The organism is Paenibacillus sp. MDV22-iso6 (genome assembly GCF_058408365.1).
Genome location: NZ_JBZVDZ010000001.1, coordinates 633,364 through 659,445, shown reverse-complemented (window position 1 = coordinate 659,445; position 26,082 = coordinate 633,364). Strand labels below are relative to the sequence as shown.

At 44.3% G+C, this 26,082-nt stretch carries 25 protein-coding genes; 4 read left to right on the top strand and 21 right to left on the bottom strand.

The window, feature by feature from the left end; translation table 11 throughout:
• The first annotated feature begins 102 nt into the window (after nt 1–102).
• The gene (metE, locus tag AC4PM4_RS02835; RefSeq protein ID WP_491612702.1) at nt 103–2,394 is read left to right on the top strand and encodes a 5-methyltetrahydropteroyltriglutamate--homocysteine S-methyltransferase; all 2,292 of its coding nucleotides are present in this window, start codon (nt 103–105) and stop codon (nt 2,392–2,394) included.
• Nucleotides 2,395–2,475: 81 nt separating this feature from the next.
• Here metE and AC4PM4_RS02830 read toward each other — a convergent pair whose 3' ends face one another.
• The 14 genes from AC4PM4_RS02830 to AC4PM4_RS02765 all read right to left on the bottom strand — a co-directional run bounded on the left by AC4PM4_RS02830 (nt 2,476) and on the right by AC4PM4_RS02765 (nt 16,201).
• The gene (locus tag AC4PM4_RS02830) at nt 2,476–3,459 is read right to left on the bottom strand and encodes an alpha/beta hydrolase (RefSeq protein WP_491612701.1); all 984 of its coding nucleotides are present in this window, start codon (nt 3,457–3,459) and stop codon (nt 2,476–2,478) included.
• A gap of 24 nt (nt 3,460–3,483) precedes the next feature.
• Nucleotides 3,484–4,098 carry a TetR/AcrR family transcriptional regulator gene (locus tag AC4PM4_RS02825; RefSeq protein ID WP_491612700.1) on the bottom strand — a complete coding sequence of 205 codons (615 nt, stop codon included), beginning with the start codon at nt 4,096–4,098 and terminating at the stop codon, nt 3,484–3,486.
• A 137-nt stretch (nt 4,099–4,235) separates the two neighbouring features.
• Nucleotides 4,236–5,288, bottom strand: coding sequence for a D-alanine--D-serine ligase VanG (gene vanG / locus AC4PM4_RS02820; RefSeq protein WP_491612699.1), 1,053 nt, complete (start codon nt 5,286–5,288; stop codon nt 4,236–4,238).
• Nucleotides 5,289–5,342: 54 nt separating this feature from the next.
• A complete protein-coding gene (locus tag AC4PM4_RS02815; RefSeq protein ID WP_491612698.1) occupies nt 5,343–6,149 on the bottom strand; it encodes a D-alanyl-D-alanine carboxypeptidase family protein in 807 nt (268 codons plus the stop codon).
• Complete coding sequence (alr, locus tag AC4PM4_RS02810; RefSeq protein ID WP_491612697.1) at nt 6,115–7,269, bottom strand: alanine racemase; 1,155 nt, start codon at nt 7,267–7,269, stop codon at nt 6,115–6,117. Before alr ends, AC4PM4_RS02815 begins: the two co-directional genes overlap by 35 nt.
• Before the next feature lie 252 nt (nt 7,270–7,521).
• On the bottom strand, nt 7,522–8,373 hold the full coding sequence (locus AC4PM4_RS02805) for a hypothetical protein (RefSeq protein ID WP_491612696.1): 852 nt from the start codon (nt 8,371–8,373) through the stop codon (nt 7,522–7,524).
• Entirely contained in the window at nt 8,370–8,894 is a 525-nt protein-coding gene (locus AC4PM4_RS02800; RefSeq protein ID WP_491612695.1) for a sigma-70 family RNA polymerase sigma factor, read from the bottom strand. Before AC4PM4_RS02800 ends, AC4PM4_RS02805 begins: the two co-directional genes overlap by 4 nt.
• 237 nt (nt 8,895–9,131) lie before the next feature.
• Nucleotides 9,132–10,493: an LLM class flavin-dependent oxidoreductase gene (locus tag AC4PM4_RS02795; protein WP_090806215.1), complete on the bottom strand. Its 1,362-nt coding sequence runs from the start codon at nt 10,491–10,493 to the stop codon at nt 9,132–9,134.
• 32 nt (nt 10,494–10,525) lie between these two features.
• A complete protein-coding gene (locus AC4PM4_RS02790; protein ID WP_072732792.1) occupies nt 10,526–11,338 on the bottom strand; it encodes an ABC transporter permease in 813 nt (270 codons plus the stop codon).
• Nucleotides 11,335–12,180, bottom strand: coding sequence for an ABC transporter permease (locus AC4PM4_RS02785; RefSeq protein WP_072733481.1), 846 nt, complete (start codon nt 12,178–12,180; stop codon nt 11,335–11,337). The genes AC4PM4_RS02790 and AC4PM4_RS02785 overlap by 4 nt, the downstream gene beginning before the upstream one ends.
• A gap of 42 nt (nt 12,181–12,222) precedes the next feature.
• Nucleotides 12,223–13,233 carry an aliphatic sulfonate ABC transporter substrate-binding protein gene (locus AC4PM4_RS02780; protein ID WP_064638503.1) on the bottom strand — a complete coding sequence of 337 codons (1,011 nt, stop codon included), beginning with the start codon at nt 13,231–13,233 and terminating at the stop codon, nt 12,223–12,225.
• Between the two features lie 54 nt (nt 13,234–13,287).
• Entirely contained in the window at nt 13,288–14,064 is a 777-nt protein-coding gene (locus AC4PM4_RS02775) for an ABC transporter ATP-binding protein (RefSeq protein ID WP_491612692.1), read from the bottom strand.
• A 182-nt stretch (nt 14,065–14,246) separates the two neighbouring features.
• Nucleotides 14,247–14,921, bottom strand: a complete 675-nt coding sequence (locus AC4PM4_RS02770; protein WP_491612690.1) for a TetR/AcrR family transcriptional regulator — start codon at nt 14,919–14,921, stop codon at nt 14,247–14,249.
• 50 nt (nt 14,922–14,971) lie between these two features.
• Entirely contained in the window at nt 14,972–16,201 is a 1,230-nt protein-coding gene (locus AC4PM4_RS02765; protein WP_491613064.1) for an aminopeptidase, read from the bottom strand.
• Nucleotides 16,202–16,506: 305 nt separating this feature from the next.
• Here AC4PM4_RS02765 and AC4PM4_RS02760 point away from each other — a divergent pair, with 305 nt between their 5' ends.
• Together AC4PM4_RS02760 and AC4PM4_RS02755 are read left to right on the top strand one after the other, a co-directional pair.
• Nucleotides 16,507–16,647 carry a hypothetical protein gene (locus AC4PM4_RS02760; RefSeq protein ID WP_157258453.1) on the top strand — a complete coding sequence of 47 codons (141 nt, stop codon included), beginning with the start codon at nt 16,507–16,509 and terminating at the stop codon, nt 16,645–16,647.
• A gap of 232 nt (nt 16,648–16,879) precedes the next feature.
• Nucleotides 16,880–18,154, top strand: a complete 1,275-nt coding sequence (locus AC4PM4_RS02755; protein WP_491612689.1) for a stalk domain-containing protein — start codon at nt 16,880–16,882, stop codon at nt 18,152–18,154.
• Nucleotides 18,155–18,265: 111 nt separating this feature from the next.
• Here the strand turns inward: AC4PM4_RS02755 and AC4PM4_RS02750 are convergent, their stop codons facing one another.
• The 7 genes from AC4PM4_RS02750 to AC4PM4_RS02720 form a co-directional block, all read right to left on the bottom strand.
• Nucleotides 18,266–18,766, bottom strand: coding sequence for a GNAT family N-acetyltransferase (locus AC4PM4_RS02750; RefSeq protein WP_072732788.1), 501 nt, complete (start codon nt 18,764–18,766; stop codon nt 18,266–18,268).
• A gap of 213 nt (nt 18,767–18,979) precedes the next feature.
• Nucleotides 18,980–19,288, bottom strand: a complete 309-nt coding sequence (locus AC4PM4_RS02745; protein ID WP_064638513.1) for a hypothetical protein — start codon at nt 19,286–19,288, stop codon at nt 18,980–18,982.
• 15 nt (nt 19,289–19,303) lie between these two features.
• Nucleotides 19,304–20,488, bottom strand: a complete 1,185-nt coding sequence (locus AC4PM4_RS02740) for an aminotransferase-like domain-containing protein (protein WP_491612688.1) — start codon at nt 20,486–20,488, stop codon at nt 19,304–19,306.
• 192 nt (nt 20,489–20,680) lie between these two features.
• Complete coding sequence (locus tag AC4PM4_RS02735) at nt 20,681–21,835, bottom strand: NAD(P)/FAD-dependent oxidoreductase (RefSeq protein WP_491612687.1); 1,155 nt, start codon at nt 21,833–21,835, stop codon at nt 20,681–20,683.
• 58 nt (nt 21,836–21,893) lie between these two features.
• The gene (locus tag AC4PM4_RS02730) at nt 21,894–22,619 is read right to left on the bottom strand and encodes an SAM-dependent methyltransferase (RefSeq protein WP_491612686.1); all 726 of its coding nucleotides are present in this window, start codon (nt 22,617–22,619) and stop codon (nt 21,894–21,896) included.
• A 280-nt stretch (nt 22,620–22,899) separates the two neighbouring features.
• On the bottom strand, nt 22,900–23,880 hold the full coding sequence (locus AC4PM4_RS02725) for an aldo/keto reductase (protein WP_491612684.1): 981 nt from the start codon (nt 23,878–23,880) through the stop codon (nt 22,900–22,902).
• 244 nt (nt 23,881–24,124) lie between these two features.
• A complete protein-coding gene (locus AC4PM4_RS02720; protein WP_491612682.1) occupies nt 24,125–25,297 on the bottom strand; it encodes an MFS transporter in 1,173 nt (390 codons plus the stop codon).
• A gap of 210 nt (nt 25,298–25,507) precedes the next feature.
• Between AC4PM4_RS02720 and AC4PM4_RS02715 the strand changes: the two genes are divergently transcribed.
• Nucleotides 25,508–26,056, top strand: a complete 549-nt coding sequence (locus AC4PM4_RS02715; RefSeq protein ID WP_063565102.1) for a TetR/AcrR family transcriptional regulator — start codon at nt 25,508–25,510, stop codon at nt 26,054–26,056.
• The last annotated feature ends 26 nt before the right edge of the window (nt 26,057–26,082 follow it).

The window sequence follows — 26,082 nt, the reverse complement described above, 5'->3', positions numbered from 1 at the left end:
GTATAGCCATAGGCTATAGCTAGATATAACTTAATGGAATTACATTATAACTCCGGATATGTGATAACTTTTTGGTAACATATTGTAGAGGAGTTTTACGTCATGGCAAAAAGCAGTGTATTGGGATATCCACGAATTGGTGCGGATCGGGAATGGAAGAAAGCCTTGGAGGCATTCTGGTCAGGTAAGCTCGAAGAAACAGATTTTCAAGCAAAATTGCAGGAGATTCGGTTAGATCACCTGCGCAAGCAGCAAGAAAAAGGTATCGATCTTATTCCTGTCAATGATTTCAGTTACTATGATCACATTCTGGATACTGCCGTTATGTTCGGAATTGTTCCAAAACGGTTTGCATATGACGGTGGCGCTGTACCTTTGTCCGTCTATTACGGAATTGCACGGGGAACGAAAGATGCAGCAGCAAGTGAAATGACAAAATGGTTTAACACGAACTATCACTATATCGTGCCTGAACTGGACGGTGCTTCCCCTGCCCTTACGGAAAATAAACCACTTATTGCTTATCGCGAAGCTAAAGAGAAGCTCGGTATTGAAGGAAAACCGGTTCTTGTCGGACCGTTGACCTTCCTGAAGCTGTCCAAAGGATATGATAAATCCGAAACGAACGCTTGGCTGGACCGCCTGCTTCCGCTCTATGTACAAGTGCTTCAAGAGCTTGCAAATGAAGGAGTTCAGTGGGTACAGATTGACGAGCCAATCCTCGTTACCAAAACAAGTGATGCTGACCTAGAGCTGCTGAGTAAAATTTATGAGACGTTTGCATCTGCTGTACCAGGTCTGAACATTATGCTGCAAACCTACTTTGAATCCGTAGAGAACTATAGCAACATTGTTGCCCTACCGGTTCAAGGTATCGGACTTGATTTTGTACATGGAGCTACGGGTAACATTCAGTCCATTCAAGCGTCCGGTTTCCCAGCGGATAAAGTTTTGGGTGCTGGGGTTATTGACGGCCGTGGGATCTGGAAAGCCTCTTTGCCAGGAAAACTGAAGCTGTTGGATGAACTGGCTGAACTCGTGACACCTGAACGTTTAATCGTGCAATCCTCATGCAGTTTGCTTCATGTTCCGGTAACGACAGAGCGTGAAACTAAACTCACATCCGAACTGAAAAATGCTCTGGCGTTTGCAGATGAAAAGTTGGACGAGATCGTTCTGTTGACGAAAGCATTGACTTCAAGAAATGCTGGAATCATCGCTGAAATTGAAAATTCCGATCGTACGATCCAGGCTCTCCAGCAATCCGAAGAGCGCAATCGTGTTGCTGTTCAAGAAGCCGTGGCAACACTCAGCGTTCAACAGCCGGAACGTTCCCGACCGTTTGCCGAGCGTCATATCGCGCAGCAGAACAAATGGAAATTGCCACTTTTCCCGACAACGACTATCGGCAGCTTCCCACAATCCGCAGAAGTGCGTAAAGCACGTCAATTGTGGCGTAAGGGTGAGTTGAACAATGAGCAGTATGCTGCCTTCATCCGGGATCAAATTGATATCTGGATCAAAATTCAGGAAGAGATCGAGATCGATGTTCTCGTACATGGTGAGTTTGAGCGTACCGACATGGTAGAGTTCTTTGGCGAAAAACTTGCAGGGTTTGCCTTTACACAATTCGGATGGGTTCAATCATACGGTTCCCGTTGCGTAAAACCACCAATTATTTTCGGAGACGTTGCATTTACCGGAGAAATGACCGTTGAAGAAACCAAATATGCACAGTCCCAGACACAACGTCCTGTAAAAGGTATGCTGACTGGACCGATCACCATCATGAACTGGTCATTTGTACGGGAAGACATTCCGCGCGAGCATATCGCATATCAATTGGCGTATGCACTGAGACAAGAAGTCGAAGCGTTGGAACAAGCAGGTATTGGTATGATCCAGGTCGATGAGCCAGCGGTTCGCGAAGGACTGCCGTTGAAGGAAAACGAGCAAGCCGATTATCTGGCTTGGGCTGTCAAAGCTTTCCGTATCTCTACTTGCACGGTTCAAGACACAACTCAAATTCACACACATATGTGCTATTGCGAATTCCATGACATGATTGATTCCATCGAAGCGATGGATGCCGATGTTATTTCGATCGAGACATCCCGCAGTCACGGTGAACTGATTCACAGCTTTGAGTTGAACACTTATAAACTGGGTATTGGACTTGGCGTATACGATATCCATAGCCCACGTGTTCCAAGTGTGGATGAAATGACAAGCATGATCGAACGCGCCTTGCGTGTGCTGGACCCTAAATTGTTCTGGATTAATCCGGATTGCGGTCTCAAAACTCGTGGACTCGAAGAAACCGTCGCTTCCTTGCGCAACATGGTTGATGCAACCAAGATTGCTCGTGAAAAGCACGTTGCAGCAACGGTTTAAGTTGAATAGATAAATAATTCAAGAATTCGTTTATAAAAGGCGGACATTCCTATGCTATGGAATGTCCGCCTTTTAATATCATTATTTCGCTGTCTGCTCAGCAAAATAATGATCCACTGCATATTTAAATGATTGAATAAAAACTGAAACTGCCTTTTTACTCACTTCTGCATTGGGTTGAATGATATCAAAGCCATGATAGCAGCCTTTGTAGAGTTCAAAATCAACAGGTACACCTGCTTTTCTTAAGTTTTCTACATATTGAATCGTTTCGTCTCGAAACGGTTCTAAATCACCAACAAAAGTGACTGTCGGAGGAAGATTGCTGTAGTCGGTAGCTCGGGCAGCAGCCGCATAGGGAGGTACATCCTTCCCTACCAATTCGCCAAGATACAATTTCCAAGCCCACTGATTATAATCAGAGTTCCAAATGGGGGCATTATTGTCCTTAGCGGATTCAGTAATCATTCTATCATCGATCATGGGATACAGCGGCATTTGAAATGCAATGTTTACTTCTCCCTTATCTCTGGCGTAAAGAGTAAGTGCAGCGGTTAGACCCCCTCCAGCGCTTTCTCCGCCTACCATGAGTTGATCCTCTCTAATCCCAAGTTCTTTCACATGGCCTTTCATCCATAAAAGGGTATCATAACAATCATCTAACGCTGCTGGATAGGGAGCATCAATCGATAATTGATAATCTGGTGCAACGACTACACAGTTCCCTGCATCAATTAATTTTTTGTAGGTTGCCCCGAATTGCTCCGGGTTTCCCATGGCATATCCCCCTCCATGTGTCCAAAGAACACCTGGCGCATTACCTTTGGCATGTAGAGGTTTATAAATTCGAACACGTATCTTGGAGCCATCACTTGTACGTGGTATCCATTCTTCACTACACTGTAAACCGTCGATGTCTTTCCCCGCTGTTGAATCCGATCTTTTTTTGATTTTCCTCATCGAGTTAAGCCACTTTTCTTCATGAGAAGATTTCATTAATAAATCAATCAGTTTGCCTTTCACTCTTAATTGTTTGTCAATCATTTTAGTTGTAACTCTCATCATGTTCCCCATCCTTTCAGGAGTTTTCTAAAATCCGATTCGCAAGTAGTTGAACATGTCATCCAAATATTGATCCAACGTCATCTCCCCAGGAGAATTTGTTGTCCCTTGCCCTGAAAGCAGCACGTTGATACTTCCGTCGAATATCGCAAGGACAGCGCCGTATACAGCCCCCGAAAGAAGATGGGAGTATCCTTGGGGATACCGTCCCTGGGATAAATCGGTTAGTGTTTCCTGAGCCGTAGCTTGCAAACGAGAAAGCACGCTGAGAAGATAGGGTTCTAGCGTCGGGTACTGTTTGGAAAGCGATACGAGTTGACGCATTTTAGAAACATACTCTGCGGTTAGTGATCTCTTTATCAATACATATAGAGCATCCAACGGCAGTATGTTTTGTTGTGTAATTTCATTGAATGGCTCGTCATCGTAATGGTCTGTTGTAAGTATTGCCGCCATGGCTACCGCTTCTTCTTTACAAGAGAAATGGTTGGCAAACGTTTTTCTGGAGTACCCAGCCCTTTGAACGAGATCATCGATAATGAATCCATCCAATCCCCGCTCAACCGCAAGTTCAAACGCTGCGCTGGCCAGCGCTTTGGTGGTTGCCTCTCTTTTGATATCACGCAAACTTGGTTTATTCATCGCTAAATAATGCCCGCCCTTCTGTTAGGGTAGATTTAGTCTTCATTCCTTCATGATAATACTATTACCCATTATGTATTATTACACAATGGGTAATCAAATATTTCTTTTCAGTTTTATGTTCCATTTGGCCGCTCTCAGTTCTCATCAATGGCAAGCTCTATGAGCTGGTTAAGAATATCTGCATAAGTCATGCAGCTAGCTTGGAGCATGTTAGGATAGCGGGAATTCGACGTGAAACCAGGTATCGTGTTAACTTCATTAAACACAATTCTTCCGTCAGTGGTCAGGAACATATCTACTCGCGCAAACCCTCTGCACCCAAGCGTTTTATAAATAGTCAAGGCACTCTCTTTAACCTTTATTGCAGTGTCCTCATTAATGCGGGCTGGCAAGTGAATCTTCGAACTGATCAAGGAGTACTTTTCCGAGAAGTCAAAAAAGTGCCCCTGTAGTTCAATCTCATCAATCATGCCGATTTTGGGATCAGAATTGCCCAATACAGCACACCCCACTTCAAAACCATTAATATTTTGCTCAATGACAACTTTGCTGTCGTGTATGAAGGCGTGTTCAATTCCAGTAATCAACTCTTTCCTATTGTTCACCTTCGATATGCCTAATGATGATCCTGATCTAGCCGGCTTAACAAAGAGTGGGAAGCCCAGTGCTTCTGCTTCTGATAACACTTCTTCCATCCGTTCACTCCTATGTATTGTAAGGGAACACGGCGTATCTATGCCTGCTGCCTGCACCAGTTTATGAGCCAGTTCCTTGTCCATACATAACGCAGAGGATAACATGCCACATCCAACAAACGGTATACCCGACAGTTCCAATAATCCTTGCAGGGTTCCATCCTCACCGTATTTGCCGTGAAGCACTGGAAACACAACATCAATCGTTGTTACATGATGTTCCGTATGAACTAGCTCAATGAGTCCTTTGACTTCTCTGCTCGGCGAGAAAAAGGATGGGTTACAACTCGGATGCAAATGCCATCGATCATTGCGAATATCCTCAACCGTTCCACTATATCGGAGCCAAGAACCTTGTTCTGTAATTCCAATTAACACAAGATTGTATTTTTCGGTATCCAAATTTTCAATCACTGAAGCGGCTGAGCTCAAAGAAACGTTATACTCCCCTGAACATCCGCCAAACAATACCGCAATCGACTTCTTCTGCATCGTAAAAGCCTCCTAAAATGTGATATGAATCTAGATCATCCTTATTGCTATAACTTAATTTTTGGAGAAAGTCGTAACAATGAATCCTTCACGATTCGTTCCTGATATGCGATAAGAATCACAGCTCAAGATCGGGATATGGCTAGATGTCCCTTTATCCGCGGAAACATAATATATCTGGATTGTCATGTCCTTTTCTTTAATTGTAAGCTGCTCTCCAGAGTACCGATATTGCTGTACAAAATCGATGTACTCCTCTAAACATAGCTTGTTTTCTTCCATGATTTTGGAATGGGGATATCCTACATATCTAAAATGCCAGGGCTCATAAGCAATACGAGTGATCGATTCTTTTTCTTGTTTATATCGAAGGATAAAACCGAATTGTATGGCATGTTGTCTGAAGGACTTGTAAATGCCCGTGTCCGGAAAGGAAGGAGCAATAAAATCGATATTCGATTTCAATTTACCCACATCGATAGCCAACCCCGTTTGGTGTTCACTATGGTCAGGCAAGGCAACGTATTTGGAAGTATATTCCGAACCCTGTTCTATCAAACAATCTTGATAGATCTGGACTTGATCTTCTTTTGTTCGATATGCGCTGACGGCGACAATTTCATCCGTCCCCCCACAAGCTTTAAGCAGAGCATGAAATTGATTGAAACACTGCTTCTCCAGAAGCATCTCCTTATTTAACTTCTTTATTGAAGGCAAGGAATCCAGTGACTCTAGTTGATGGACTTGTACTTGCCTTCTGATTGGGTTTTGATCATTTATTAAAACTAAGTGTCCTTGAAACCGTTCTTCGTTACTTACGCTGATTTCAATATGTTTTTGTACGACTTCCCGTGAATTCATGATGAACTTCCCCACCTTCTTTATAAATTCGTAACACTCTGTCCGTGATGGAACTCGTTATTTCTTGAGAGACACCACCGATATGATTGGCCAGTACCTGAATCGGAATTTCCTGCTCACCTGAATAGCCAATGAAGGTCACCTTTGATCCTTCCGGAAAATACATGGGAAGCTTGACCATCAATTGATCCATGGAGATTTTCCCTATAATTTCTGCACGAACCCCTTCCACCAACACCTCCGTATTTTGCATTCTCTGCGACCATCCATCGGCATAGCCGATAGGCACTGTTCCGATCCATTGATCTGAGTCTGTTTGATAAGCATTGTTGTAACCCACATATTCGCCTTTTTTTAATCTTTTCGTTTGCAAGAGTCTACTGTGTAAACTGAATGCTGGTTTTAGTTGGATGTTAGGTACTAATTTTTCCGGATAAAAGCCATAGATTGCAGCTCCTATTCGAGCCATATCCATGCACAATTCCGGAAATCGAAGTGCTGCCACACTTCCCGCACAGTGGTAATGATTGATTGGAATCCGTGAAATACTGCTCCACTCTTTCATTTCCAGGAAGCGTTGAATCTGAAGCTGTAGATAACGGTTGTCTGCCTCGCCTGCTGTCGCGAAATGAGTATAGAAACCGTCGACTACTACATCTGGTGCTCTGAGCCACGGAACCATTTCAAGCCACTCTTCTTGCGTGCGTATACCGATTCTCCCAAGTCCAGTATCCATTTTCACATGCACAGATAACTTATGCATGGTGTGAACAGGCTTGTATTTTCTCATCTCCTGAAACCAAGACGCTTGTGTAACGGTAAGCATCAAATTATGTTCCAGAGCCAAAGGTACAAGTTCAGGACGAATCGGAGTCAAAATAAGAATCGGTTGTTTTAAGCCCGCATTCCTTAGGCGGATGGCTTCTTCAATGAAGGCACACGCTAAATAATCCGCGCCTGCCTCTACTGCTTCTTTGCTCGTCTCGATATCTCCATGGCCGTATGCATTTGCTTTAACAACGGCCATTAGTTTGGTCGAACGTGGTAGAAATTTGCGGATCTCTATGATATTTTTGCGAATTTGCGTTAAATCTATTTCAGCCCAAGTATCTCGGTACATCCGAATGATTTCCTCAACCGAATAGATAGCTTGTTTTTACTTAATATTTTCAGTAGATCCGCATATGCACTTTTCATTGTTTGGCCTCCTAAAGGTGTGAATGTAGTGCGTTGAATTGTTTTAAGTGTATATTAAGGCCACTTCAGCTCCTATCGATCAAACTTACACAATACTGACAACGATGTAAGATTACACATCTCCACATCTCATAGTTACAACAAAAAAAGCCTGCGCTAGGGCAGGCTTCTTCCATTATTGAGGATTTTCATTACTCCCCCAGCTGTCGACATGCAGTGGTTCACTGTAGTCTTCCCGGTCAGTAAATTCTTTCAGGTGTTTCTCTGCATCTGCACGATTCTCAAAGGCACCCATAACGACGGTGAATTTCCCATTTTGGGTCTGCACTACGCTGCTGCCATCGGCAGAATACTGTTCAGCCAACATAGCCAATGCTTCACCCTGCTCCATGTCTTCGCTCCGTACGAAGAAAAGTTTATGCGACTGCGTTGACTTCCCGTCGGAAGAAAGCTTCAATTGAATATATCCAGGCTGCTGATACTCTGACACGGAATAATCGACATCATCCTTAAGTTCAACCACAAAGCCAATCGCGGAATCATCCAAAATGATATTTTGATAGACATCTTTTACATTCTTAAGTGCTTTAATATCCTTCTCCAACTTGTCATAATCCAGATGACGTACCCCATTGAAGGTGAAGATCAGACGATTCGGCCCTTCTTTGTGATCCACAGTATACGATGGAGCAGAGGTGATCTGTTCACCATCGATCTGAAAATTAATGTTTAGTGTATCCGATTCTTTGGTTGTTGTAACCGAAACCCCATCTGTGCGCTCCCCGCCACCACCAACTTGCAAAATTTTGACGACAGAACCTATAACAGGTACATCGGATAATGCCTTGGCTACACCTGGAACGTTAGCTGTTATCATCACTGCAGCACAGGCAGCAACCAGGGATGAACTACGCCAGATCATCATTTTTCTACGCTTTTGGTTTCGTGCGCGCTGCCGGGCTTGCTGAATAACTCCGGAAAGGCCGGATGGGATATTAATCTGTTCATATCGTTCTTTTCCTGTCATGTAAAATCAACCTCTTCCTTGGTCAGATGTTTTTTGAGTTTGTTTAAGATCTTATAGAACCTGGTCTTCACCGTGCTTTCCGGCAGGGACAGTGCCTCCGCCATATCCTTGAATCGCTGATCTTGGAAAAATTTCAAAACGATAAATGCCCTATCTTCGGGATGCAGATGATCAAGTGCTTCGTATAAATCCCATTGCTCTTCAAGCCCCATGGAACTCTCCTCGGCTGCAAACGGTATTGTACTGTCTTCCATATACGTGTATTTCTTCTTTCGTCTGATGTGATCCAGAGAACAGTTGATGACGATCCGGGTCATCCAGGTTTCAAAATAATCAGGACTTTTCACTTTTTCATAAGATAGAAAACCTTTATAAGATGCCTCAGATATAATTTCCAAGGCTTCCTGTTCATTTTTCACATAAGAGAACGCGAAGCGATAAAGCTTTTCTTTACATGCCTCCAGACGATCACTGAACTGCTGTTCAGTTAGTGCTGTACTTTCCTTACTCAGTTTGTCCACCCCCGTTGCGACTGTATATTTTGATTATTGCCGCATTTTTAATAAAGCTTACTTTGTATGTTGTTTCGCATGTTAGACAGCTGAGAGTCGAAAATAGTTTTAAAGAAATGAATTTTTTTTATTTGGGAACAAGAACTTATATCGTCCCAAACGAAAAAAAGCCGCCAATAGGCGACTTCTTTTCTCTTTCTTCATTAGGGAGACCAGCAATTGAAAATCAGACTGAAACAGCTGTTTTCATATTGTTATGGAGGTCTTATCTAACGTCTTCTCTTTTTGAAAATGACTTATACCCGGGCGATCCAGCCCAAGATGATCACGAAGCGTGCTGCCCGTATAATCCGTACGGAAGAGTCCACGTGCTTGAAGAATCGGCACCACATGATCCACAAATTCATTCAAATCTCCCGGCAGAACGGGTGGCATGATGTTAAATCCGTCGCAACCATATTCTTCAAACCATTGTTGCATCAAATCAGCCAATTGTTCATAGGTCCCCACAAACTGCATGTGCCCTCTTGCCCCTATCAGCCTCCGACCCAGCTCGAGAATGGACAACTTATCTTTTCGTGCCATGTCCATAATCAGCTGTACCCGGCTTTTCATGCCATTGGAAGCTTCTACGGGATCTGGAATGTCAGGCAACTGGCCTTCAACAGGATACTCCGAAAGGTCAAACTTAAGCATCCCGGATAACATACCAACTGCAGCCGCCGGAGGGATCAACTCCTGCAGTTCTTGATATTTCCTCTGAGCTTCCTCCTCCGTCTTACCCAGAATCGGTGATAAACCAGGCATTATTTTCATACTGCTTTGTTCGCGTCCATATAGAGCGAGTTTGGATTTGACGTTATTATAGAACTCTTTCGCAGCATTCAGAGACTGTTGGGCCGTGAAAATCACTTCACCATAGTTGGCAGCAAAATCCTGTCCCGGTCCGGATGATCCAGCTTGGATGAGTACAGGGTATCCTTGCGGCGAACGAGGTACATTGATCGTACCTTGGGTGGAATACCACTGCCCTTTATATGAAACTTCCTTTAATTTAGATGGGTCCGCAAATAGTCCAGCCTGCCGATCCACAATTAAGGAGTGATCTTCCCAACTATCCCAGAGCAGAGTGGCTACTTCGACAAATTCCCGGGCCATTTTATATCGAAGCCCATGCTCAGGATGCTCTGTTCGTCCATAGTTATTTGCTTCCACATCCAATTGGGAGGTCACGATGTTCCATCCTGCGCGGCCTTCACTGATATGGTCCAATGTGGCAAATTTTCGAGCTACGTTATACGGCTCGTTATAGGTAGTCGACACCGTGGCGGTCAAACCCAGCTTTTCTGTATCCGTAGCCAATGCCGACAGGAGCGTTAGCGGGTCCAGCATCCCTGCAGCCGATTGATCAGCACCCATTACATAGAGAAGATCAGCCAGAAACATCATATCAAACTTGCCTCGTTCAGCTGTCTGTGCGATGGACCGGTAAAACTTATAGTCAAAAATCTGTTCAGCTCCTGAATCCGAGCGGCGCCAGCCATAGTGATGATGACCTGTATAATAAATGAATGCCCCTAGATGAAGCTGCTCTTGTCTAGTCCCCATATATATCTTCCCTTCTTGTTTCCATTTTTGGATTATCCCTTGAACGTATCTCGCCAGCTTAGCCATCTGTCTTCAAGCAGTCGCACAGCCGAATCCGAGAGCTTGCCTACAACCGCAAAGACTACAATACCGACAAATACAATATCCGTTTGTGAGTAAGCACGAGCATCCTGTATCATGTAGCCGACGCCTGCACTGGTTCCCATCATTTCAGCAACAACAAGGACTAGCCACGCCGCGCCCAAAGACAGTCTCACTCCTAGCAGAATATTAGGAAGTGCCGCAGGGATAATGAGCTTGCCAAGTAGCTCCCATCTTGAATACTGGTAAATCCGGGAGACTTCAATCAGCTTCATATCAACATTTCGTATACCGAGAAATGTATTCACATAAACAGGAAAAAACGCGCCTAGCGAAATCATTAGAATTTTTGAAAACTCTCCTACACCAAACCATAAAATGAATAATGGAATGAGAGAAAGGAGCGGAATCATCCGCAGCATCTGTAATGAAGGGTCAAGTGTGCGCTCCGCCAATTTTCCAAGCCCTGTGGATAGGCCTAGCATGAGCCCCGTAGCTGTTCCAAGCAGAAAACCCAAGCCCGCTCGATAGGAGCTGATCCCGAGATGTTCCAGCAACTCGCCGTTCAAGATTAGACGGATGAACTGCTCTGCAATCTTGGAAGGAGCAGGTAGCATGGTCGCTGAAACCAGCTGAAGGGCAGAAGCCAATTCCCAAATGAGGAGAATAGCCAACGGAATAATCCACCCGTGAAGACGACCCGGAATTCTGCTCAGCCAATCTCCTGCTCGTTCGGTTTGTTTACCAATCTCCAGCTTGCTCATTTTGCTTCTTCTCCTTTAAAACCGTCTTGCCACCGTAGCGCTCTCGCCTCCAGAAGCTTAATGATGGAATCTGACAGTTTGCCCACGACAGCAAAAACAATGATTCCCACAAACACTACGGTGGTGAGTGAGAACGATCTAGCATCATTGATCAGATATCCCAAGCCTGCACTAGAACCCATCAATTCCGCAACGACCAGACCCAGCCAGGCGACACTGACGGATAAACGTATCCCCAGAAAGATATTCGGCAGAGATGCTGGAAGAATTAACTTCGTGATCATCTGCCATTTGCTGAATTGCAGCACCTTTCCTACATCAAATAACTTGCTGTCAACGGATCGGATACCCAGAAAAGTATTAACATACAGTGGAAAGAAAGAGCCTTTAGCTATCAGCAGCAATTTTGAAGTTTCACCGAAACCGAACCACAAAATGAACAAGGGGGCAATGGCCAAGTGCGGCAGCGTCCGCAGCATTTGAAAAGAAGGGTCCAACAGTCGCTCTGTCTTGTAAGAAAATCCGACCCACAAGCCCATGCTTAGACCAAGACCGCCTCCAATCAGAAAACCAAGCAGAGCTCTCCACGTCGATATGCCTAAATGCCTCACAAGTTCACCCGTCTCCGTCATGCTGACAAGCTCTTTCCATATGCTGCTTGGCGTTGGAAGCAGAACCGGGTTCAAATATCCCATAGCCCCGGCTACTTCCCACACAATTAACAAAGACACCGGAACGATAAGCCCTAGTACCATATTGCTAGCTCTTAAGTAAAGCTTTCGCCTCTTAACCGAGTTTTTCTTTTGAATTAAAGGGGGAATAACTGCCTTTTCCGCACGCATTTGCATGTAGTGAACGCCTCTCTTCTATAGGGGTCATTATGTTTATTTCAGTGGATCCTTGAGAGCTGCGTCGATATATTGATTGTCCGTTATAGTTTTGATCACAACCTGATTCCGAATGTTCTTCACTTTATATTGGAAATCCGCTGTTTGCTGCATTTCATCTACGATATCTTCATTAACTGGCGTGTTAATCATCCGGGAACGTTCGAATGTCCCACTAATAACACTGGCAGGAACATTACGTTCAGCTGCATATCTGTCGATCGCTTCGGTTTCATGCTCGCTTTCCCACTTCAATGCTTTATTAACTACCTTCAAGTACAGAGTAACAAGCTCTGGATGCTCCTCTGCAAAATCAGATCCCGCGATCGTAAACGAAGGAGACAATACGCCAAGCTGCTCTCCGTCAGACAACACTTTTCCTTTTCCCGTTAAGGTATTAAGTGTAATGTAAGGGTCCCATGTCGCCCAGGCATCCACACTGCCGGTTTCAAACGCAGACTGTGTCTCGTCGGGCTGTAGCTGAATGATTTCAAAATCTTTATCTGTTAAACCGGACTTCTCCAAGCCACGGTATAGAAAGTTATATGCATTGCTTCCTTTTGTCACGGCAATCTTCTTGCCTTTCAGGTCACTAAGTGACTGGGCGGTACTACCGGCAGGTACAATAATTGCAACGTTATTTTTTCCGTCTAGAACTTGCGATACGATTTTGAAAGGAATATTCGCTGCTTGTGCTGCGATAATTGGCATGTTCCCCAGGCTGGCGATATCCAGCTTATTGGAAGCAATAGCCTCTGTCATGGGCGGTCCGCTCTGAAACTCAATCCACTCCACTTTGGCCCCTGTTTTTTCAAATTCTTGTTCAAACCATTTTTCTTCACGTGCTTTACCGAATAAGCCCCCACTTCCCTGAATCCCAATTTTGACGGTTACATTTTGGCTCTTGCCTGAACCACTTGCGTTTTCATTTGAACTTTTGGTTGCACAAGCCATAGTCAATAAAGACAACGCGAGCACCATAACAAGAACTAGATGAGATTTTTTCATATAAACCACTCTCCCTTTAATATGCTGTACATTCTTCTTATCCTTTGGACAATGCTATATACCTCCGCCTACATCATATAAAGGCTCATCCACTTTTTCGAACTCATTTAATACCAGTCTCCGCATCTCCTGAAATGCACTGCTTGATCTTTTTCGAGGAAAAGGTAAATCAATCGAGAGAATACTCCGAATATGACCTGGACGCGGATTCATAATAACGACTCGTTCCCCTAGGAAGACGGCTTCATCGAGATCGTGGGTTACAAACAACATTGTAGTTCCATTGCGTTGCCAAATATCAAGCAGTACTTCCTGCAAATGAGACCGAGTAAATGCGTCGAGCGCTCCAAAAGGCTCATCCAGCAACAATACATCCGGGTTACGCAGCAAAGCTCTGGCAATGGCGACGCGCTGTGCCATACCTCCTGACAATTCACGAGGGTATGATTTTTCAAACCCTTTTAAACGGACCAGTTCAATTAGTTCCTCCACCTTTCGGCGGACAACAGGATCTCTAAGAGAGAGATTGGCTGCAATGTTTTTCTCCACCGTTAACCATGGAAATAGCCGGGGCTCCTGAAAAATGAATCCTTTCTCTATGCTGGGGCCTGCAATCGGTTTGCCGTTGAGCAACATGGTTCCCGTATACTGTGTATCTAAGCCAGCCACAATTTTAAGCAAAGTACTTTTTCCACATCCGCTCGGACCAATGATAGTTACTAATTCACCTTTTCGAACTTTGAGCTGAATGTTGTTTAACGCAATGATTTCGCCTACAGGGGCGACAAACGTTTTGTTCAGGTCACTGATCATAAGCATATCCCCAGACATTAAAGACACCCTTTCACATTTAATCAATAATACTTACATGTTTACTTGGTTTTGAGGCAAAAAAAAGAGATTTACCCCTTTCCACTGCAAATAAAGCGGGGCAGTGTAAATCTCTACGATTGCAAATCAACAAAGTGAATTTCGGTTCGTTTTGTTATACGATATATTACCAATACCATTTCTTACCTGTCAAACATTTTTTTATTTATGTAACTTAAATCGTTATTTCCTTCAAATAGACCAGAGGTTGATACCACTGTTTCTGGTTCCATAAAAAGTCGAACAATTTTTTGGGGGTCAATATCTACTTGTATTTCATAACCGGGAGCGAGCTGCAAGGTCAGACCTTGAATCAGACTTACAAAATAAAATGCAAGTTGTCGAGTATCGCCTTGTATGATGCCGCCCGCCTCCTGTCCTTGGCGAAAAATCTCTGCCAAAGGTTCCAGATTGTCCGTAAATCTCTGGGTTGCAGCTTGTTTTATTTCAGTGCTGACGGCATGATTTGTTCGTATACTTTGGAGCATGATGGTGAAGGCCCAGTTACTCTCGTTTGATAACCACCCTTTGCTAATCTCGAATAGTTTTTCACGAGGATCTATATCCATGTCTGCTATTTGTGCAATAGTCCTCCCATACATCGTTTGTCCTCGACGCAGAACCTCACTGAAAATTTCGTCCTTCGAAGTAAAGTAGGTATAGATATTGCCTACGCTAAGTTTTGCTTCCTTGGCAATATCTTTAATATTGGTTGAATCAATCCCACGTTTCGCCATGGTTTGTAAGGCTGAATTTAAGATATGCTCAATGCGTTCCTTTCTCATTTGTTGGTCCTTCAGAATGTTTCTGGGTGACATTTGAATCCTCCTCCGTTTTATTACCAATGATTGATCTATGATTATTAATTCTACGCCCAGTTACCGTTACGAAACACAGGTTCCAAGCCACCATTTGCAAGTTCTCCGTCAATGTCCATATTAGCCGATCCAATCATAAAATCGACATGAATGAGGCTTGAGTTGACACCGTTTGCCGCCTTTTCCACTTCAGTCATTTCGTTCCCTCCCTCAAGACAGAATGGATAAGCATTACCGATCGCGAGATGGTTGGATGCATTTTCGTCAAAGAGAGAGTTGTAAAAAACAAGCCCTGATTCTGAAATCGGGGAATGATGCGGCACCAACGCAATCTCGCCCAGATAGGCCGCACCTTCGTCGATGCTAATTAATCTTTTTAGCACCTCAAGCCCTTGCGTTGCTTGAATATTAATAATTTTCCCGTTTTCAAACGTCAAGGAGAAATCATCAATTAGATATCCTTCATAACTTAGGGGCTTAGTACTGCGAACCGTGCCGTTCACCCCTTGCTTTAACGGAACAGTCCATACTTCTTCTGACGGAATGTTTGCCAAAAATGAAACACCCTTTTGGTTGATGTTGTCCGCATCACTTACCCAGATATGTTTAGGCGACAGTTCTATCCGCAGATCCGTACCAGGTCCACGGTACCGAAGTGCTCGATACTTTTTACGATTAAGCTGCTCCGTCTTGTTTCTAAGCAGCTCAAGATGTGTCTTCCATGCCTCAACGGGGTCTTCCGAATTAATCCGCGTAACGTTAAAGATAGCTTCCCACATCGTATCGATCAAACACTCTTCGGCAACATCAGGAAACACCTTGGCTGCCCAAGCCGTTGATGGAACCGTAACTATAGACCAACTGACCTTGTTGGACATGCCGTAGCTGCGAAATTTGGCTAATGCCTTACCTTTGGATGCATTCAAATTCATGATCCGCTGTGGATCTATTCCATGTAGAAGATCGGGATTGGGTGCAGTGATCGTCAGGAAAGCAGCATTATTTTCGGCAAAATTCTCCCAACCGGCTGCACGGAACACCGGATATTCATGGAACACCGAATCAGGAGCAAGTTCATATTTTAAACGCGTAATCTCATCGTCGTTCCACTCGATATAGACATCATGAGCGCCGGCCTCATAAGCATGTTTCACAACAAGTCGAACAAACGGAGCAGCCGATATTGGCGCGGTTATGACAAGCGTTTGTCCCCTCTGAACATGAACACCCACGTTGACCACGAGTGATGCGTAACGCTCTAATTGTTCACGGAAGTCCAATAGCATTCTCCTCCTCCTGACTAAAATTAATATACCTGGTTTAATTATTACTCTTCATAATATCATTCGTTAATATTCCAGCCTATGATTTACTACCCTGCCAATATAAATCCTTCGAACCAAATAGAAAATCAGAAGTTTCTGTCCGAAGGGACAATTATTGCTCCGCCCATTTAATCCAACAATTAGGCGTATACATAAGTATACAGAGCATGATTAACATATGTTGAAATAAAATTGATTCTCGGGGTGACGTCGTGGCCAAAGGCAAAAGAAATAACCTGATGAACGAGGAGCTAACTTCCTTGGAATTAGCTAAAATCGGACTAACGTTAAACGTGATCGGGGATATACTTGGTTATTTCTCGATCCTCAAAGCGGAGGAAGAAGCAGCGAATCTGGCTGCCGATACGAATAAAATGGGTAATACCACAGCTGTAAAATGAGCATTCAACTTCCTCTGATTTCATTCCCTTTAAAAATAAAAAAATGGAAATGCGATTATGCGCAAAGAAACCGAAATTGTACGAATTTCCGTTTCTTTGCGTATTTACTTTAACCTATCATATCTTGTAATTGGAACTCTATGAAAATTTTGCTATACTATTTTATGCTAGATTACGATTCAGATGAGAGGCAATTCTACTATATTTGATGAGTTGGAGGAATGCAAAAAACATGTTACATACACGAATAGGAAAGACTGCTGCTGCCACTATTCTTGCCATATCCTTACTCGGAACCACTGCAAACCTTAATGATGCTTATGCTGCACCGGCCATTTCGGTCTTGCTAGATGATGTTCCTCTGAAATTCGATGCAGCCCCTCTGATTGATAAAGGTGTTACCTATGTCCCTTTCCGGACGGTTGGCGAAGCCCTGGGAATTAGCATTACATGGAACAGTAAGGCGCAAACCGTAAAAGCGATTGGAAAGGTAAAAGGTCAAGCGACAGAAGTCCTGCTTCAAGTGGGAAGCACCACAGCAACCGTCAATGGAGAAAAAGTTAAGCTCGCAGCGCCACCCGTTCAGCGGGAAGGTCGTGTGCTTATTCCACTCAGTTCGTTCAGTAGTCAGTTCGGTGTTAATGTAGGCTGGAACCAGTCAACTCGTACCGTCTCTCTTGTTTCACCTCAACGTGAAATGCATTTGAGAGTCTTCTATGCGCTGCAATCCTATAAGGAAATCGATTTGGTACCATCCATGAACTCCGTCGCTTTTGGCTGGAGTCGCATCGATCGTGAAGGTCAATTTACGCTTCAGGGTGATGAGTATCAAATTCCTGCTGCTGCAGGTGACGTTACACCTAAATCCATCGTTGCTGATGCAGCGAAACAGAGTATTAAACCGTATCTTATGGTTTATTCTTTGGATGGAAACGGGGAACTGACCAAGGTGTTGAGTGACAGCAGCATGCGCCAGAAGTCCATTGAGGGCATAACTGCTGCCATAGCTGAGAATGGTTTCGGAGGGGTTGTTCTTGATTTTGAAGGACTAGGTTTTAAGCTAGACGCAGTAGAGCAGCAGAAGCTGCTGAACAATTATGTCAAACAATTGAAGGATTCCTTGCCTAAAGACATCGCTTTATCTTTGGCTGTACCTCCATTAAATAGTGCATATAAAGGCTATGATTACAAAACGCTCGCTTCGTTGGCAGACGACATCATCATTATGGCTTACCAATATAATCCGGTCGGCACCAAATCGCAGGTTCCTGAGCCAAACAGTCTTGTGGATCAGGCCATCCAGCTTGCGTTAGATGCTGGTGTTTCCAAACAAAAGCTTTTGCTCGGTATTAGCTTAAATAGTGAAACCTCATCTTCCATAGATGATAAACTGGGTCTTGCCAAGCGATATGATCTAAAAGGAGCAGCCTTTTGGCGCCTTGGCTTATTCCGTACCTACAATAATCAGATGGAAGACGCTGTAAATGCCTCTGTTATAAAAGAGTAAATAATTTAGATATTCTTGACTCCATTGGCTTTCCACACACCAAAAAAAACGAACCGAAATCTCTGGATGCTGACAAGAGATTTCGGTTCGTTTGTTATACAAGGATATTATCTATGCGTTCAATGAGGAATGCTCGTTTCTTTGGGTTGCACTGAGTACCAGATCTTTCTGATAAGCAAGTACTCGATCCCAATCCCCGTGAAAAATCGGTATCCGATAGTACCCAACTCTTTCATAAAGGGCCGCCGCCTCAGGCTGTTTGGGGCCAGTCTGCAGCTTCAGATTGGTGTAGCCGAATTCGAGCGCAAGACGTTCTGCTTCGGCCAGAATGGCCTGGGCCACACCTTTACGACGGAAATCCGAACGTGTATACATACGCTTGACCTCCACAGATGTATCATCAAGGGGCCTGATGGCTCCGCAGCCTACCGGATATCCATCCAAACGCGCGACAATAAAGGCTGCTCGCGGTGTCTCCACATCGGATGGCTGAAATCCCGCTGTCCCATCGCCGCCATATAACAATCCCAGTTCTTCGCTTAGCTCCTTGATTAAAAGTTCCGAATCCTCGCTTCGAATATCTTCGGCGGCAGCAAGTACGATCGACGACATTGCGTAAAACCCCTTTCCCTCATTGGATTTATTGGATTTTGTGATTTATATAAATTATCACGAACAGGTCCTAAGCGTCAATTCCCCATCGATTGAATATTTCAATAAGCAAACTGACGAATAGATTCAGAGCAAAAAAAGTCGCCAGATTGGCGACTTTCCCGACACTTTTATGGTTACAATTGGACGGATGACTTCATTCCAAGCCTCTGCTTACCCTTCAACCACATCGGCTCGCAAATCCGTTGCAACTTCAATCATTTGCGGAACGACAGCTTCATTGACAATGGCAACATACAGATCTCCCATATACAGACGAAATGGAATCTGCAGGTTCTCATACGTCCACATGAAGAAATCCCCATCGATGGACATGACGCTCTCCGGTCCCTGGACGGTAAGAACAGGTGAGTACGTGAAGTCCGGTTTGGATGCAAAATACTGTTTGCATTCTTCCAAGGAGATGGATTGCTCCTCGTTATTTTCTTGCATGGATCGAGTGATCCGAAAACGTTGATTCATGAAATATGCCTCCAATTAGAATTTGTGCAGAACCTGTCCCAGAATTTCGATGCCCTTCACAATTTGCTCATCGGAAGGTGTTGAGAAATTAAGTCTGATCGCATTGCAGGGTTCGTTCTCATCGACGAGAAAAGCTGTTCCTGGAACAACAGCTACGCCTTCCGCAGCGGCTGTTTTGGCATAATCAAGCATCGGGATATGAGCCGGCAGATCACACCAGAGGAACAGTCCTCCATCCGGTTGGGTAAAGGTAATGGACTCACCCAAATGCTCCTTCAGCTTGTCAATCATCAAGGAAGACTTCCTGCGATAAATCGCACGGATACTGCTGATATGCTCTGCATAGTTATACTCAGTCATGAACTTGTGTGCCAGAATCTGCGGCAGCATGGCTGTATGTACATCCTCTCCCTGTTTGGCAACAACCATCTTCTGAACAACCTCGGAAGGAGCCAGAACATAACCAACACGCAGGCCAGCGGACAGAATCTTGGAGAATGAACCTACGTAAATAACCAGACCTTCATCATCCATCGACTTAATTGTCGCTACATCTTCTCCACGAAACCGAAGTTCTCCGTAAGGGTTATCTTCCAGGATCATAACTCCATACTTCTTGGCAAGATCATAAATTGCCTTGCGCTTCTCCAGGCTGGTGGTAAAACCTGTAGGGTTTTGGAAGCTCGGAATCACATAGATCATCTTTACATTCTGCTCGGTTTGCAGGGCATGCTCCAGCTTCCCGATATCCATACCGTCCGTCTCCATCGGAACGCCGACCAGGTTTGCACCTGAAGCCCGGAAAGAGTTCAGTGAACCGATAAAGCTTGGGCTCTCACAGATAATCGTATCCCCTTCATTGCAGAATACTTTACAAGCAAGTTCAATTCCTTGCTGTGCTCCAGATACAATGAACAGTTCATCCGATGCTTTACCCGTGTCAAAGCCTGTCTTCAGATGTGTAGTCAATGTATCCCTCAGCGGGGCATAGCCTTCGGTAATTCCGTATTGCAGTGCTGTTACCGGGTCCTGTTCCAGAATCGATTGAGTAAATGTGCGAATCGCCTCAATAGGGAACGTCTCCGGAGCGGGATTCCCCGCAGAGAACGGAATTACATTTTGGCCCGAAGAAGCCTTCAGGATCTCACGAATGATGGATGGCTGCAATGCAGCAATCCGGTTGGAAAATGAATAGTTCATCTTAAAATAATGCCTCCCGAATTCAAATCAGACTCTTGTCTCTATAGCTACAATTAGATTCTATTATACGAGTATTTGGCAGATTTCTAAACGGTCTCGTCAAAATTGGCAGAGAAACAACAAAAAAGAGGCTGACATAAGCCGCCCCCTACTCCTACGGATTTTACTTTATGGATGTCACTTTGCTGCCATCTATGATCGATGGACAAGATTGATTTCTGATAACCGTGTTGCCTTAACCAGATAAGTCGCCAGACCAGGTACCATCCGGGCCAAACCAGGATAGAATTTATTCGTTTTGGCAAAAGCCAGCTTCTGAATTCTTCGTGCACGCCGGAGCAGTCGGGAGAATTCAAGATTGGCTTCTTTCGAATACTCTTGCTGCCATTGCGTAAAGCTGATCTTCCTTTGAAGATACCTGTCAGTCCATTCAGCACACAGCAGTGAGGAACGAAGTGCAATGGACATCCCGTCACCACACAGGGGAGGGATCATCAGCATCGCATCCCCAATATGGGGATATTGGGACCACGGTTCAGGAACATTGGAGAGATGGAGTGGTGCGATCGAGACCTGTGTTCCTGGAACTGGGCTTCTCTCAGCAAGCCTCGCGGCCAATCTTTCGTTGGTTAGGGATGCAGCCTGCAAAATATCCTCTACAGACTTGCCGCTTCCCCGCACCGTATCAAGTGTCAGCAATGCAGCTACATTTGCGATACCATCCTCAATCGGTGAAATGCCGACATATCCTCCCTTGCAAAAATACAGCTCTACCCGTGGCGGGATGGTGATCCCCCGATAGTGTGATTTGACACCAACATATGCTGTTTTATCTCGCAGCTCTGCTGGCGAGGTCATCCCGCGTGGCTTCTTCGCGCCATGGGCTCCAATAACGGTTTTTGCTCTATACTGAATTCGTTCATGTCCTTGTTTGGCTTCGATTTCATAGCTACAATCATCTAACTGCTGAATGTTGGTTATCGTTGCCTTCGTAACGATCTCAACGCCTGCGGCTGTAGCCTGCTCGTGTAAAATCCGATCCAGCTCATATCTGCTAATGCCATAGGCCAATCCCGGCAAAGGCGCCACGATCTCCCCTCCCTGAGGCATAATGATCTTGGCATGATCCAGCGTACTCGGCTTTATCTCTTGTTCACTAAGGTTAATCCCCAAATAATCCAGCATCTCCTTTGTCTCAGGTGACATAAATTCACCGCATGTTTTGTGACGTGGAAATTCCTGCCGATCCAGCAGCAGTGTCCGATGCCCTTGCCTGGCAAGCTGCAACGCGCAGGCACTGCCGGCAATTCCCGCTCCGATGACTATGGCATCCAATGGTGTAGACACGTAAGAACACCCGCCTTTCATTGTCCATTTATGATAACTGCCTATTGATGTAATGATGCTATGATAACGTCCCATGATGGGGTATCACGACAGAATAGCGGAACAACGGCTTCCATTCATAGGTCAGCGTGTCATGGTTCAACTGCTGTTTCAATTCCCGCCAATCCCTTCCCGTGAAGCCTTTTGCAACAGACAGCGGTCCATCATGACGAATGTATCGATTGCGTGAGATAATTCGAGTGGTTACCCAGACAGCCGCATAAGATATGGGATGCCGATGGATATCGTTAATGACAACACCATATTTGGAGGCACGCAGCATATGCGAGACCATCTCCACGAGTTGCTTTCCTTCAAAATGATGGACAAATTGCGAGCCGGTCACGATGTCTGCTGAGGCATCCGGCAATTCCTTGACATCGGCACGCCGAACCTTGATTCTCGGTTCATTCCGGAAAAGGTTCCTCGCTTGCTCACATGCCTCCTCTGTCAGATCAACCAGAGTAATCTCCAGTTTAACTCCCTTCTGGTCCGCCCAGCGCAATAACTTCTGGTTTACATCACCTGAACCGGCTCCCACATCAAGAATGGTCAGCGTAGTTGGACTGCCAATCGCTTTCCATAACTTCTCCACCCCTGCGCGGGTTGGAGCGGGAGCAGCAAATATTTTGTTCAGCCGTCTCAGATGTTTGAGCGCTTCGCTCAATTCTTCTCCCCCCATGGAGAAATCGTCCATCAACTCGTCTTCCTTTGCCCGTACGGAAAGTGTTCTAAAGAAGGACATGATCCCGCTCCTTTACAGCTGTATATTGTGAATGATTTTCTCCAATTAACAATTATCCCCTTAACCAAGCCTTATAATCGTAAGCACTGCGATATGTTATTTTACGAAGACTTCCTCCATCTCAGAATGCTTAATTCCATTACACTCTAAAACGAATAAATTCGATGCTGCATTGCCAGATAAAAACATAAAGAAGCCGCCAATTAGGCGACTTCTGTTTGTATATGTGATGAACCTGTTAATTTACGTTTTTTCCATCTTCCTTATCCAATCATCTTGATTATTGATGACCAACAATTCGGTGAGGCACATAGGGTTCTTCTAACGATGCTATTTCTTCAGGTGTTAGCTTAATCGAAAGAGCGGCTACGCCATCCTCCAGATGCGATATTTTGGTAGCACCAATGATGGGAGCTGTGACTGGTTCCTTTTGCAGTAACCAGGCAAGTGCGATTTGTACACGAGGAACCCCATGCTTCTCAGCAATCGCGGCAACCTGATCAATGATCAATCGGTCGGTATCTGCAGTTGCATCATATTTTTGCTTTGCAATCTGATCGGTTTCGGAACGATGTGTTTTTTCCTGAGGGTCTCTTGTCAATCGACCTCCCGCAAGCGGACTATACGGAATCACACCGATTTTCTCAGCTTTACAGAGCGGAAGCATCTCTCTTTCTTCCTCACGATAGATAAGATTGTAGTGATCCTGCATGGATACAAAGCGGGTCCACCCATTTTGCTCAGCTATATGTAACGCTTTCAAAAACTGCCACGCGTACATCGCAGAAGCGCCTATGTATCTTACCTTTCCTGCTTTGACCACATCATGTAAGGCTTCCATCGTCTCTTCAATGGGTGTAGTGTAATCCCAGCGATGGATCTGATACAAATCCACATAATCTGTTTCCAGCCGCTTCAGGCTTTTATCTATCTCACTCATAATGGCCTTACGGGAAAGTCCGGCACCATTTGGGCCTTGGTGCATACGACCATTAATTTTCGTTGCAAGTACAATTTCATCTCGATTGGCATAGTCACGTAAGGTGCGCCCAATCACTTCCTCGCTGGTTCCAGCTGAATATACATTTGCTGTATCAAAAAAATTGATGCCTAAATCCAACGCCTTTTTAATAACGGGACGACTGTTCTCTTCATTAATGACCCATTGATGGCCTCCAGGAACGGCTGTACCAAATCCCATACAGCCCAAGCACAGACGGGACACATCCAGACCTGTATTGCCAAGCTTCACATAATCCATTTGCGTATTCCTCGCTTTCGGATGGTTTTTGCTACCTTTGCAGATAGCTCTGATGCCTGCATAAGATACACACGGAAGAATAACTATTCTTGAGTATAGTATTAAGCATGAGAAAAAATCTCGCAATTCCCAAATGGCTATAAAACGTGCATTAGTAAACAACACGATGGGAAATGTTCATTATTTGGTAAGCAAGATGATGAATAATGAACATTTCCCTTTTGTGTATGTCACTTAAGGTTGCTTAGCTTACATGTTGTTTTTTTACGGGGTCAAATAATCGAATTCTCAGCAAAATGGATAACAGACTTAGTACCAGGAACAATACACCTCCAAGCACGATGTACTGTGTGCCAATCCCCGAGATGAACAGCCCGCCTACAGCAGTTCCCAAGGTTATTCCCAAATTACCGCATGAAAGGAACAAACCATTCGAGAAATCGGGCGCTTCTGGCGCGGCAGAGGTGATCCAATACTGACCAATTAGATTGCTTATTGCATAACATACTCCCCATAAAATCACGGTTAAAATCATAGGTCCAGTGGATGTGCCCGTCCAAAAGGATAAAAGATATACGATGCCCAATACTACGGGAAAAAGTATAACGGTTTTACGTGTGTTTTTAGAAAGCAGCCTGCCTCCCCCCACGTTTCCCACTAGACTGGCTAAACCATATATAAATAACACGATACTCAATGTTTTTCCCGAAATATGAGTGATAGAGCCCAAGTACTCTGCGATGTAACTATTCACACTTGCTGTTGCCGAAGCCATAAGGATCACTGCAGCGATGGCTAGCCAAGTGATACCTCTTTTTAAGATTCCCAATTGTGTTCCATACGCAAGTTTTTCCTTAACAGGCATAGAGGGGATAAATATCCATGTACCCAGAAATGCCAACGCGTTTACGATCGCAAAGAATACCATTGCCATTTCTACCGATGTTCCATTCGCGATATAGTTTGTGATTGGTACGCCAAGTACCATTCCTGCGGTGACTCCAAGCATTACTTTAGATACCGCTTTGGGAGCTTCTTCACTGCTTACAGAGGTCGCTGCTACGGTCAAAGCCAATGAACAATAAATGGGATGGAAAAAGCCCGGAATGATACGAGCCACGAGGGCAACGGTGAACGTTGGTGCAAAGATGGAAATAATATTACATGCAACAAAAATACCGAGCACGAGTAACATCACCGTTTTACGGTTTATACCGGAAAATAATAAAGGCATCGTAGGACCCGCAATCGCAACAGCGAGTGCAAAGAGACTCACGAGTAAGCCAGCCTTGGAAACACTGACATGAAAATAATCAGCTATTTGAGGTAATATCCCAATGATTCCCATCTCTGTAGTTAGGATGCCGAAAACACCGATAATTAATATATACATGAGTACATGATTTGATTTGACCACAAGCAAAACTCCTTCACTATTTCTGATTCATTCTCTAAACTTACGAATGACGCAGATAAAAAATAAATGCACAAGAATGTATTTTTGCGCTTATGTGTATTATTATAGAAAGTACGTCTTATCTACAATGACTAAAAGATGATGATTTGTGCATTAGTGCACAGATCGTGGAAATTTGGATACAAACAGAGGAAAGTCAGGTGACTCGAAATGCCCAAAGTGGATCGAAGAATACTCAAATCTCAAGATGCCATTAAAAAAGCGTTGATTGAACTTATGTCTCAAAAGCATTTCGACCAGATTACGATTCAGGATATTTCCGACACAGCGAATGTTAGCCGCAGAACCATCTATCTTCACTATCTGGATAAGTATGATTTACTGGATAAGCTCATCGAGGAACATGTGAACGAACTACAGGTATTGTGTGAATCCGAATCTGAAACGAATGCTACAGATGGGGGAATGAGCTGGTTTGAATACTTTGAGAGCAACTATTTATTCTTTTCAGCTATGTTAACAAGTAAAGGAGCACCCTTCTTTCGCAGCCGTTTTCTCCAATTTGTTATCAAGGATATAAAGAACGGATGGGACATGAAAGAGGGAAAAAATCGCGGGATAAGTGAAGATATTTTGCTTCAATTCTTTGCGCCAGCGTATGTGGGAATTGTGGAATGGTGGTTTATAAACCAAATGCCCTATCCACCTCATGTCATGGAAGAACAAGTGAATACGTTATTGGAGCTGAATCTTTCATAAATAAAAACTCACGCTGAACCTTTCTG